Origin of the sequence: Bradyrhizobium hipponense (assembly GCF_008123965.1) — a bacterium.
Lineage (GTDB): Bacteria > Pseudomonadota > Alphaproteobacteria > Rhizobiales > Xanthobacteraceae > Bradyrhizobium > Bradyrhizobium hipponense.
Map to the genome: position 1 here is coordinate 25,859 of NZ_VSTH01000060.1, position 12,186 is coordinate 38,044.

General features: G+C 63.7%; 10 protein-coding genes. 6 read left to right on the forward strand and 4 right to left on the reverse strand.

Features of this window, described 5'->3' with window-relative positions; all coding sequences use genetic code 11:
- Nucleotides 1–9: 9 nt before the first annotated feature.
- The 6 genes from urtC (at nt 10) to FXV83_RS19795 (ending at nt 5,687) form a co-directional block, all read left to right on the forward strand.
- Entirely contained in the window at nt 10–1,155 is a 1,146-nt protein-coding gene (gene urtC / locus FXV83_RS19770) for an urea ABC transporter permease subunit UrtC (RefSeq protein WP_148741115.1), read from the forward strand.
- Between the two features lie 10 nt (nt 1,156–1,165).
- Nucleotides 1,166–1,921, forward strand: coding sequence for an urea ABC transporter ATP-binding protein UrtD (urtD, locus tag FXV83_RS19775; protein ID WP_148741068.1), 756 nt, complete (start codon nt 1,166–1,168; stop codon nt 1,919–1,921).
- 251 nt (nt 1,922–2,172) lie between these two features.
- Nucleotides 2,173–2,862, forward strand: a complete 690-nt coding sequence (urtE, locus tag FXV83_RS19780) for an urea ABC transporter ATP-binding subunit UrtE (protein ID WP_148741069.1) — start codon at nt 2,173–2,175, stop codon at nt 2,860–2,862.
- A gap of 27 nt (nt 2,863–2,889) precedes the next feature.
- On the forward strand, nt 2,890–4,119 hold the full coding sequence (fmdA, locus tag FXV83_RS19785; protein ID WP_148741070.1) for a formamidase: 1,230 nt from the start codon (nt 2,890–2,892) through the stop codon (nt 4,117–4,119).
- A 93-nt stretch (nt 4,120–4,212) separates the two neighbouring features.
- Complete coding sequence (locus FXV83_RS19790; RefSeq protein ID WP_148741071.1) at nt 4,213–4,587, forward strand: FmdB family zinc ribbon protein; 375 nt, start codon at nt 4,213–4,215, stop codon at nt 4,585–4,587.
- A 59-nt stretch (nt 4,588–4,646) separates the two neighbouring features.
- Nucleotides 4,647–5,687 (forward strand): aliphatic amidase, encoded by a 1,041-nt coding sequence (locus FXV83_RS19795; RefSeq protein WP_148741072.1) that lies wholly within the window; start codon nt 4,647–4,649, stop codon nt 5,685–5,687.
- 35 nt (nt 5,688–5,722) lie between these two features.
- On the opposite strand, the gene FXV83_RS19800 is transcribed toward FXV83_RS19795, so the two are convergent.
- The 4 genes from FXV83_RS19800 to FXV83_RS19815 form a co-directional block, all read right to left on the reverse strand.
- Nucleotides 5,723–6,553 carry an MlaD family protein gene (locus tag FXV83_RS19800; protein WP_148741073.1) on the reverse strand — a complete coding sequence of 277 codons (831 nt, stop codon included), beginning with the start codon at nt 6,551–6,553 and terminating at the stop codon, nt 5,723–5,725.
- Between the two features lie 191 nt (nt 6,554–6,744).
- Nucleotides 6,745–8,964 carry an acetate--CoA ligase family protein gene (locus FXV83_RS19805; RefSeq protein WP_148741074.1) on the reverse strand — a complete coding sequence of 740 codons (2,220 nt, stop codon included), beginning with the start codon at nt 8,962–8,964 and terminating at the stop codon, nt 6,745–6,747.
- A 174-nt stretch (nt 8,965–9,138) separates the two neighbouring features.
- Complete coding sequence (locus FXV83_RS19810; protein WP_148741075.1) at nt 9,139–9,708, reverse strand: class GN sortase; 570 nt, start codon at nt 9,706–9,708, stop codon at nt 9,139–9,141.
- 171 nt (nt 9,709–9,879) lie between these two features.
- Nucleotides 9,880–12,141 carry a marine proteobacterial sortase target protein gene (locus tag FXV83_RS19815; RefSeq protein ID WP_148741076.1) on the reverse strand — a complete coding sequence of 754 codons (2,262 nt, stop codon included), beginning with the start codon at nt 12,139–12,141 and terminating at the stop codon, nt 9,880–9,882.
- Nucleotides 12,142–12,186: the final 45 nt, after the last annotated feature.

Here is a 12,186-nt window from a genome sequence, read left to right on the forward strand (position 1 = left end):
AGGCAAATGATGGTCATCAACTCACGCTTCTTCAATCGGTCCGAGCTCATTGGCTTCATTGTACTGGCCGCGGTGTTGTTCGTGATCCTGCCGCTGTCGCTGGATGTGTTCCGCCTCAATCTGGTGGCGAAATACCTGACCTACGCCTTTGTCGCGATCGGGCTCGTGCTGTGCTGGGGGTATGGCGGCATTCTGAGCCTGGGGCAGGGTGTGTTCTTCGGCCTTGGCGGCTACTGCATGGCAATGTTTCTCAAGCTGGAAGCCTCCAGCGTCGAGAACACAAAGATCCAGTCGACGCCCGGCATTCCGGATTTCATGGACTGGAATCAGATCACGTCGCTGCCGTTGTTCTGGCAGCCGTTTCACAGTCTCAGCTTCACCATCCTCGCAATCATCCTGGTGCCCGGTCTGTTCGCCCTGATCATCGGCACCGCGATGTTCAAGCGCCGCGTCGGCGGCACCTATTTCGCAATCATTACCCAGGCCGTCGCTGCCATCCTCACCATCCTTATCGTCGGACAGCAGGGCTATACCGGCGGCATCAACGGCATGACCGACCTGCGCACCCTCAAAGGTTGGGACATCCGGCCCGACCACGCCAAGGTCATCCTGTACTTCGTAGAGGTGGTGCTGCTGTTCGCCTGCATCGGCATCGCCCAGTTCATTCGCCTGACCAAGCTCGGCCGCATCCTGGTGGCGATGCGCGAGCAGGAGGACCGCGTCCGTTTCTCCGGCTACAGCGTCGCCAACTTCAAGATCTTCGCGTTCTGCATGGCCGCGATCTTCGCCGCGATCGGCGGCGCCATGTTCGCGCTGAATGTCGGGTTCATGTCGCCGTCCTTTGTCGGCATCGTGCCGTCGATCGAGATGGTGATCTACACCGCGGTCGGCGGCCGGATGTCGATCTTCGGCGCGGTGTGGGGCTCCATTCTGGTGAATTTCGCAAAGACCAGCCTGTCGGAATCTTTCCCGCAACTCTGGCTGTTCGGCCTCGGCGCGCTGTTCATCGCCGTCGTGCTCGCCTTCCCGAATGGACTGTCCGGCATCTGGGCCGACTATGTCCAGCCCCGTATCGACCGTCTGTTCGCCGCGCGCAAACCGAAGCCAGCCGCGTGGACCGACGATTCCGTCGCCGACGGCGCGCCGGCCGAGTGAGGAGATCATCATGCTTGTCGGTCATCAGCCCAAGGATTTTTTGCTCGCCGTGTCCGGTCTCACGGTTTCGTTCGACGGCTTCAAAGCCGTCAACGATCTCTCCTTCTATGTCGAAGAGAACGAGATCCGCGTCATCATCGGCCCCAACGGGGCCGGCAAGACCACAGTGCTCGACCTGATCTGCGGCAAGACCAAGGCGACCTCGGGCTCGATCCAGTTTCGTGGCAAGGAGCTCACGAAAATGAAGGAGAACGAGATCGTGCAGACCGGGGTCGGGCGCAAGTTCCAGACGCCGTCGGTGTTCGAGGATCTCACGGTGTTCGAGAACCTCGAAATTTCGTTCCCGCGCGGCCGTACCGTGTTCGGCTCGCTGACCTTCCAGCGCGACCAGCCTGTGAAGCAGCGCGTCGAGGAGGTCGCCGAGATGATCTTCCTCAAGGACAAGCTCGATACCTACGCCTCCGAGCTCAGCCACGGCCAGAAGCAGTGGCTCGAGATCGGCATGCTGCTGATCCAGGACCCGGACCTGCTGATGCTGGATGAACCCGTCGCCGGCATGAGCGTGTCCGAGCGCGCCAAGACCGCCGAGCTGCTCAACCGCATCATCAAGAACCGCTCGGTGCTGGTGATCGAGCACGACATGAAATTCGTCGAGGACATCGCCCACAAGGTCACCGTGCTGCACCAGGGCCAGATCCTCTCCGAAGGGACCATGGAGAAGGTAAAGAACGATCCCAAGGTCATCGAAGTCTATCTGGGGCACTGAGGGATGACGAAGTTGGGCGAGTCCGCAGCGGCACTGACGGTGCACCTCTCCCCTTGTGGGAGGGGTCGGATCGCGCGAGCGATCCGGGTGAGGGGTATCTCTCCGCGCGCCCAACTGCCTTTCGCATCCGCAGATGCACACCCCTCATCCGTCGCGGACTTCGTCCGCGCCACCTTCTCCCACAAGGGGAGAAGGAACTCGCTCACCGCAAGACGAACTCACCAGAACTCACACTGACCCGGGAACCGATCATGCTGGCAATCTCCGATCTCCACGTCGCCTACGGCCAGAGCGAGGTGCTGCACGGGCTCAACGTCAAGGTCGCGCCCAACGAGATCGTTGCGATCATGGGCCGCAACGGCATGGGCAAGACCACACTGATGAAATCGCTGATGGGCATCCTGCCGGCTAGAAGCGGCTCGGTGACCATGGACGGTGCCGAGCTCGGCAGCCTGCCCAGCTACGAGCGGGTCGCCAAGGGCCTCGCCTATGTGCCGCAGGGCCGCATGATCTTCTCGACTATGACGGTGAAGGAGAACATCGAGACCGGCCTCGTCGTCTCCGGCGGGACCGAGGTGCCCGGCGACATCTACGAATTATTCCCGGTGCTGCTGGAGATGAAGGGGCGCCGCGGTGGCAATCTTTCCGGCGGCCAGCAGCAGCAGCTCGCGATCGCCCGCGCGCTCGCGACCAAGCCGAAAGTGTTGCTGCTGGACGAGCCGACCGAGGGCATCCAGCCCTCCATCATCAAGGACATGGCGCGCACCTTGAAGCGCATTCGCGACGAGCGTGAGTTGTCGATCGTCGTATCCGAGCAGGTCCTGAGCTTCGCGCTCGAGATCGCCGACCGCGTGCTGGTGATCGAGAACGGCGAGATCGTGCGCGACGATCCGCGCAACAACGTCGATGCCGCGCAAGTGTCGAAATATCTGTCCGTCTAACCAACCGTGTAAAAGGGGAGCATCTCGATGCCAGAGACACTGATCAAGGTCGATCTCACCAAGTCGGCTTACGATAATGACATGGTGCACAACCGCTGGCACCCCGATATTCCGATCGTGGCCTGGGTCAATCCCGGCGACGATTTCATCATCGAGACCTATGACTGGACCGGCGGCTTCATCAAGAACAACGATTCCGCCGATGACGTCCGCGACATCGATCTGTCGATCGTGCACTTCCTCTCAGGCCCGATCGGCATCAAGGGTGCCGAGCCGGGCGACCTGCTGGTGGTCGACCTGCTCGACGTCGGCCCGCTCAAGGAGAGCCTGTGGGGCTTCAACGGCTTCTTTTCCAAGCAGAACGGCGGCGGCTTTCTCACCGAGCATTTCCCGCTGGCGCAGAAGTCGATCTGGGACATCAAGGGGCTCTACACCTCGTCGCGCCACATCCCGGGCGTCAACTTCGCCGGCCTGATCCATCCCGGCCTGATCGGCTGTCTGCCCGATCCGAAGATGCTGGACATGTGGAACAAGCGTGAGGCCGAGCTGATCTCGACCAACCCGACCCGCGTGCCCGGTCTCGCCAACCCGCCGTTCGCGCCGACCGCCCATGGCGGTCGCGCCAAAGGCGACGTCAAAGACAAGATCGGCGCGGAAGGCGCGCGCACCGTGCCGCCGCGCGAGCATGGCGGCAATTGCGACATCAAGGACCTGTCGCGCGGCTCAAAGATCTACTTCCCGGTCTATGTGCCCGGCGCGGGCCTTTCGATGGGCGACTTGCACTTCAGCCAGGGCGACGGTGAGATCACCTTCTGCGGCGCGATCGAAATGGCCGGCTGGCTGCACCTGAAGGTCGAGGTCATCAAGGACGGGATGGCGAAATACGGCATCAAGAATCCGATCTTCAAGCCGTCGCCGATCACGCCGAACTACAAGGACTATCTGATCTTCGAGGGCATCTCGGTCGACGAGCAAGGCAAGCAGCATTATCTCGACGTTCACATCGCCTACCGCCAGGCCTGCCTCAACGCGATCGAGTATCTGAAGAAGTTCGGTTACTCCGGCGCCCAGGCCTATTCGATCCTCGGCACCGCGCCGTGCCAGGGCCACATCTCGGGCGTAGTCGACGTGCCCAATGCCTGCGCCACGCTGTGGCTGCCGACGGAGATCTTCGACTTCGACGTGATGCCGTCGTCGGCTGGACCGATCAAGCACATCACCGGCGATATCCAGATGCCGATCTCGCCGGACAAGTAATCCCTGTGCGACAAGGATACGGGACGGCGCGTCTCTGCCGCCCCGCATCCGCCGCGGGATCTCTCAAACAGGCGCCAGCGTAGGGATGATGCGATGCCGGTCTATGAATATCTCTGTGACGATTGCGGGCCGTTTAGGGATCTGCGCCCGATGGCCGAGTGCGACGATCCGCAGGCCTGCCCGCACTGCGAGACGATGGCGCCGCGCGTCATCCTGACCGCCCCGAACTTCTTCTGCATGCCGTCCGAGACGCGCAAGGCGCATGCCGTCAACGAGCGCAGCTCGCACGCGCCGCAGACGCTCGCGCAGTACAAGGCGTCGCACGGCCCCGGCTGCGGCTGCTGCTCATCGGGCAAGAATTCGTCCAAGGGCACGTCGGACAACAAAAAGCCCGCGCGGCTAATGACCAAGTCCAAGAGCGGCGCCAAGGGCTTTCCCACCGCGCGGCCCTGGATGATCAGCCATTGACGCATGCGGCCGGCTTCCCGCCGGCAACCTCAAACGAATAAAGTACAGGAGCGGTCAAGATGCTTCACGGCGACATTTCCAGCAGCAACGACACCGTCGGCGTCGCAGTGGTGAATTACAAGATGCCCCGCCTGCACACCAAGGCCGAGGTGCTCGACAACGCCCGCAAGATTGCCGACATGATCGTCGGCATGAAGCTCGGGCTGCCCGGCATGGACCTTGTGATTTTCCCGGAGTACTCCACCCATGGCATCATGTACGACTCCAAGGAGATGTACGAGACGGCCTCGGCGGTGCCCGGCGAAGAGACCGCGATCTTTGCCGAGGCCTGCCGCAGAGCGAAAGTGTGGGGCGTGTTCTCGCTGACCGGCGAGCGCCACGAGGAGCATCCGCACAAGGCGCCCTACAACACCCTGATCCTGATGAACGACAAGGGCGAGATCGTCCAGAAGTACCGCAAGATCATGCCGTGGGTGCCGATCGAGGGCTGGTATCCCGGCAACTGCACCTATGTCTCCGACGGTCCGAAGGGGATGAAGGTCAGCCTGATCATCTGCGACGACGGCAATTTTCCGGAGATCTGGCGCGACTGCGCCATGAAGGGCGCGGAACTGATCGTGCGTTGCCAGGGCTACATGTATCCGGCCAAGGAGCAGCAGATTCTGATTTCCAAGGCCATGGCGTGGGCCAACAACGTCTATGTCGCCGTCGCCAATGCCGCCGGCTTCGACGGCGTCTATTCCTACTTCGGTCACTCCGCGATCATCGGCTTCGACGGCCGCACCCTCGGCGAAACCGGCGAGGAGGAGTACGGCATCCAGTATGCGCAGCTGTCGAAAAATCTGATCCGCGACGCGCGCCGCAACGGCCAGTCGCAGAACCATCTCTACAAGCTGGTTCACCGCGGCTACACCGGCATGATCAATTCCGGCGAAAGTCCGCGCGGCGTTGCAGCCTGCCCGTATGATTTCTACAAGAACTGGATCGCCGATCCCGAGGGCACGCGGGACATGGTCGAGGCGATGACCCGCTCGACCCCGGGCACCGATGAGTGCCCGATCGACGGCATCCCGAATGAGGCGGCGGCATCCAACTACTGAGTGTTTGCAACGCAGGAGCTGGACGCGCGCAGGCCTCAGCGTTTCTGCTGCGCGGGCTTGCGCGGTGAGCGCGGGATGGCGGCGGGCGAGGGCGTCCCGCTCATCTTGTTGGCGGCTTCGCTGATGTCGAGCAGGGTCTTGCGGCCGTCCTCGAGGAAATTCGCCGATTTCTTCTTCATGGTGTCGGCGAGCTCGTGCATTTCCCTGATTTTTTCGAACAGCTCGTCGGCCTTGCCGTCGACAAAGCCGGGCACCACGCCTTCGATCTTCGTCACCGCCTTGTCGAAGCCCGCGAAGGCGCTGTCGACCTTGGCCATGACGGAGTCGATCTCGGCGCCCTTGCTCCTCAGATCGGCGGTGTAGCCCTCGAACGTATGCAGGCCGTCCTTGATCGCGGGCGCGTTGCTGACGATCGTGCGGTCGACACTATGCAGGGTGTCGACGATGGACTCGGCGTCGCTGAGATCGGCGGTCAGCACGGGGATGCCGTCGGCGTCCAGTGGCACTGGCGGCGCGGAGGGCGCGCCGCCGATCAGCGAGACCGCCGCGACACCAGTGAGGCCCTGGAACTCGATACCGGCGACGGTGTCCTTGCGGATTGGCGCTGCGTTGTCGAGCATCACCAGCGCCACGACCTTGCGCGGATTGTCCAGCTTGATCGACAGGATCTGGCCGGCGGGCACGCCATCGAAATTGACCGGCCCGCCGCGGCGCAGGCCGCTGGCGGAGCCGCCTTCGAACACGACGCGCAACTGGCTCCGGCTCTGGATGGTGCGCCATTTCTGCACGCCAAGCACGCCACCGAACGCCACGGCGATCGCCGCCAGCGTCGCCGTCCCGATCACCAGATTGCTCGCGCGTGCCATGCAGCTGCGATTCTACGGCCAAAGCGGGGAAGTTGGAAGGTGCCCGAACGGCCGCAATGTTAGCGGGGGCGGGTTAACGACTTGTCCGCCGTAGCTCGAAGAGCGAAGGCGGAAACGTAACCCGCCACTGCCTGGCGCGTGCATGGGGCCAAGTTGGCGGATTACGCTACGCTAATCCGCCCTGCGGTGCCTCAGTGCCCGGCGGCACGTTTTGCCGCAGCGTTGTTCAGGACGATGAGGGCATCGACGGCGACGCCGGTCCTGGCGTTGATCAGGAACGGATTGACGTCGATCGAGGCGATCCGGTCGCCGGCATCCGCGATCAGGTTGGACAGGCCGACCAGCGCCTTCACGGCGGAAGTCTCGTGCAACGCCGGCTTGCCGCGATAGCCGCGCATCTTGATGCCGGCCTTGGTCCGGCCGATCAAAAGCCGCGCCTCGGCCTCGTCCAGCGGCGCGCCGGCGAGCGCTACGTCCTTCATCAGCTCGATGTCGATTCCGCCGGTGCCAAACAATACGACAGGCCCCATCTCGGCATCGAGGGACGCGCCGGCCACGAGTTCGAGATCGGCCTTGACCTGCTGCGCGATCAGGATCCCGTCGAGCTTCGGCCTGCCCTCGAGTTTCTTCACCCGCGCAGTGATGTCGGCAAACGCTTTCTTGACCTCCGTCGCGCTGCTTAGATTCAACACTACGCCGCCGATATCGGATTTGTGCAGGATCTCGGCGCTGACGACTTTTGCCACGACCGGAAAGCCGATTTGCCTGGCGATCTTCACGGCGCCCGCCGACGTCTGCACGATTGCCTCCTTCGAGACCGGGATGCCATAGGCCTTCAGGAGCTTCTTCGAGGCGACCTCGTCGAGTGCGGCGCCGGTAGCCGATTTCAGCGTCTTCTCCAGCACGGCGCGCGCGGCAGGCTTCGAACTTGAGACGATGTCGGGCACCTCCTTGCGCAGCTTGGCATAGTCGAGCAGTGATTTGATTGCGGTGACCGCGCGGTCCATACCCTGCATCACCGCCAGATGCGGCACCGATTTGCGCAAGCTCTTGGTGAATTCGCTGAAGCCGATCGACATCGCGCTGATATAGATCACCGGTTTCGAGGCCCGGCTCGCCATCTCATTGACGATGCGCAAATTGCGCTCGCGCAGCTCGTGCGGCGCCTTTGGCAGCTCGGAATCGACGATGACGATGTCGATGTCGGGATCATCGATCATCAGCTCGATCGATTTCATGTAGACGGAGGGATCGACCACCGCGGCAAAGCCGGCATCGAGTGGATTGCCGACGATCGAGCCTGGCCCGAGCATTTTTGCCAGCTCGCCGCTGACATGCGGGCTCAGCGGCGCGAAGTTCAGGCCAGCTGCGTAGAAGGCGTCGATCAGCATGCCGCGCTTGCCGCCGGACAGCGTGACGGCGGCAAGCCGATCGCCCTGGGGCATCGCGGCATGCACGAAACATTCGGTGGTCTCGATCAGCTCGTCGAGCCCGCGTACGCGGATCACGCCCTCGCGGGTTGCGACGGCGTCGAACGTCTCGATCGAGCCCGCGAGCGCACCGGTGTGTGCCATCGCCGCCGCGCGGCCGCCCTCGGACGAGCCGAGCTTGAGCGCGATCACCGGCTTGCTGGCCGCGCGCGCAGCCTTGCAGGCGTCGCGGAACGCCTTGGTGTTGCGCACGCCTTCGAGATAGACCACGATCACCTTGATGCTCGGGTCTTCGGCGAAATAGCGCATCAGGTCCGGCGTCTCGAGTCCGGCTTCGTTGCCGGTCGTCACCATGTAGCCGACACCGACGCCGCGGTCCTCGAGCGCCTGGCGGATCGCCATGACGATGGCGCCGGACTGCCCCGCGATCGCCACAGCGCCCTGTTCCATGGTGACGATTCGGTCGTCGATATTGGTGAAGAGCTTTTCGCCGGCGCTCAGATTGCCGAGGCAGTTCGGGCCGGTGACCGCGAGGCCCGTCTCACGCACCGCCTGTTGCAGTTCGGCGGCAAGCTTCTGGCTCTCTTCATCCTGCAGCTCGCTGAAGCCGGAGGTGACGATGGTGGCCGAACGCGCGCCGGCCGCGGCGGCGTCGCGGATCACCTGCACGGCAAAACGTGCGGGCACCAGCACCAGCACGTGATCTGGCTTTTCGGGGAGGCTGCCAAAATCCTTGTAGCAGGGGACGCCCCAGATGGCTTCGCGTTTGGCATTGACCGGATAGAGCCCGCCCTCGAAGCCGTATTTGACCAGATTATTCCAGATACGCTCGGCATAGTTTCCGGGCTTGTCGGTCGCGCCCACCACCACGATATTGCGCGGGTGCAGCATCGCGTGGATGGCCTTGACGATGTCGCTGGCGTCGCGCGGCGGAGACCATGGGTGCGAAGAACCGGACGCAGCAGATACGCGAGCTTCCATAGCGTGACCTCATATATTGTTCTTGTTGGTGCGCGTCATTCCGTTCTAGGGCGAGTTCTTCGGAGTGGCAACGGGTCGGTATGCCGTGCGATGGAATGAACACGCGTCAAGCAGGGTGATCGACGCGCTCGGATCACCGCTCGCGTTGTCGGCGACGAGAGGCCGGTCGCACTGCTATCGGTCGCTTTCGATCAAGGTGGCATGCAGGATATAGCGCTCAGGGCCGGACGTAACCGCATCGAACGGCCAGCAAGTGGTGAGCGCTAGTTCGACATCCTGAGCAGCAGGATCGATGCCCGAGGCATCGAAGCGAACCACGGCGGAGGAATCCGCCCGATAGCGAAAGTGCTTGCCGTCACTGCGTGTGACATCGATTACGTCACCAATGGCAACATCCCGCAAGAAACGGAAATGTGTGTCGCGATGGGCCGCATATACGGCAACACCGCGCTCGCCGGCATCAGCCGTTTGATGGATATGGCCGGGTCCGAAGGCAAGCGCCTGGCCGCTTGTGCCTGCGAGCACGATCGCGCTGGCGCCGATCCGCTTCACCTCGATCCGCGCAACCGGCCAGGTGTCGGCCCAGGACCACGGCTTTGCCGGTTGGGCCGTCGCAACGCTCCGGTCGAATGCGCGCTCCAGCAGCACCTGCGCGAGCCAGGCTTTGGCGTGGATGTAGGCGCCGTCGCCGAACAGGATGACGCCGACCAGCACGAGGACGAGGGGTGAGATGAGGCGGGGCATTGTTTCCACACTCGTCATTGCGAGCGAAGCGAAGCAATCCAGAGTCATTCCGGGGAGCAGTTCGGATTGCTTCGCTGCGCTCGCAATGACAACACATAAAGGCGCGCGCGGCCATTTGGGGTGGGACGGGCAGCCGCGCGCGCAGAGCAGAGGAGTTCGGGGGCTCCCCTCTCAAGCGGCGTCAGTGAGCAAGGGCTGACGCCGGTTGAACGCGAACAGGACCAGGGAGAGCATGATCAGGATCAGGCCTGCGATCATCTTCAGCTCGGCCGAGGTTGCGGTCTTGGGCAAACGGATCGCATCGGGCGCGGCGGGCATCGGCCGCCTGGTCGCGGGCTGACTGCCCGCATCGGCGCGGCGCTCGCGCAGTTGCGTCGGTGCCTGTTGCGGCCGTTCGCCAAACACCTTCTCGAAATCCCAGCCGGCCGGCAGGTTGATCGGCAGCTCGCTGAGCTTGAGCGGCTTGCCTTCGGGTCGGCTCGGCGTCTTGTCGACCGCGACGAGGCTGGTCAGTCGTGTGACGATCTGATGCTCGAGCGCCAGCGCCAGGATCGTCTTGTCGGTCTCTTCCGGCGTCGCCTCGCGCATGCTGCGCGCCACTTCCGCGTCAGCAATTTTGCGCTTCGCCCAGAGCTTTGACAGGCCCTTGCCCTCGGCGGCATTTTGCAGCGGCAGCGTCACCGACCAGGGGCGGTCGCCGACGCGCCCCTTGATCTCGAGCGAGCCCGCGAGCTTGTCGAGCTTCGCTGCCAGCACCAGCGGCTCGTCGCGATAGACGTCGGGAATGATCGCCGGAGTGACGTCGGCCTTGGCCTCCGAGAATTTTGCGGTGAGGCCGGTCACGGCCGGATTTTCCAGCTTGGCGAACAGGCCGCGCATGCGCTCCTCGACCTGCTCGGCCGAGCCGATATGGGTGAAGGCGCCGCGGCCGAGTTCGGCCGCGCGCGTCATCAGATAGGTGTTGGGCGCGGACCCGATGCCGATCATGAAAACGCGCGAGCGGCCGCGCATCGCGGTGATCGTTTCGAACAATTGCTGCTCGTTGCCGATCGCGCCGTCGGTCAGGAACACGACCTGCCGAACCATGCTGGTCTCGCCAAGCTTGTCGGTCAGCGCCGCTCGCATCGCCGGCACCATCTCGGTACCGCCGCGCGCCTGCAAGGCGCTTACGAATGCAGTCGCTTCGCCGATATGCGCCGCGTCTGCGGGCACTGACGCGGGGAACAGCACGTCCATGGTGTCGTCGAAACGGATGACGTTGAAGCGGTCGGCCGGCTGGAGACGAGAGAGTGCGTAAAGCAGGCTCGCCTTGGCCTGAACGATCGACGTGCCGCCCATCGAGCCGGAATTGTCGATCACGAACACCACCTCGCGGGGCAGCGGCTTCTGCGTCGCCTGCTCGGTGGGCGGCGTGACGAAGGCGAGCAAGTAATCGGCATCGCCGACATGCTCACGGAACAGTCCGACCGACGGCGCCTTCTCTGCCGCCGGCTTCCACGTCAGCTCGAAATCGCGGTCGGCGGGCACGGTCCCGTCGGCGAGCGTGACGACGCGCGTCGTGCTGTCCGGGCTCGCGATCTTGACGTTATGGTGATGGCTCTTCACTTCGCCGAGGGCAAAGCCAGCCTTCAGGCGCACGCTGATGCTGGTCGGATTGACCGGCGGATTTTTGGCGGGATCGAGCACGGGCGGCGAGATACGGTCGCGGTCCGGCACCGGGTCCGTCGTGGTCGTGCCCCAGCCGGAGCCGTCGGGCCGGAAGTCGACGCTCTGTGCGATCGGGGCGGGATTGTAGCGCGGTCCGACCACCAGCGGCAGCCGCAGTGAGTATTCGCTGCCGGATTGATGCACCGGCTCCTGGTATTCGATCTGCACCAGCACCGTCTCGCCAGGACCGATATTGGCGACCGAGTTGGTGAAGATGTTGGGCCGTTCCTGCTCGGTGAGCGCGGCCTTCTGTCCGGCGCGGCGCGCCTGCTCGTAGATCACGCGCGCCTGCTGCCGCTCCTTGATGTCGCCGACGATGACGCGGTCGCCGACGACCATCTTCAGCGTATCGACCGCGCCGTCGGTCGCCAGCGGATAGACATAGGTCGCCTCGACCCAGTCGTTGCTGGGATTGCGGAAGACCTGGGTGATGCGGGCCCGCAGCGTCGGGCCGGACACCGTGACGTCGACATCGATGCCGAGGCGGATGGCTTCGGTATAGGCGCCGTCCTCCTTCAGGAGGAGGGTGCCGGAACGGGCATCGCCGGGCTGCAGCAGGCTCGCCTGCTCCGTCGTCGCCGACCAGCCCGGCTCGAAGCTCACGAGCAGGGCCACGAAGGCGACCAGCATCACGGCAACGCCCTGCACGAGAAGGAACAGTCCGAACTTGATCAGCCGGCCCAGCATAGGGTGTTCATCGTTGTCGACCGCGTCGTAGGTGTCCATTTGACCTGCTCCCGAAAGATGTTTGCTGGTTCTCAGCATCCGCCG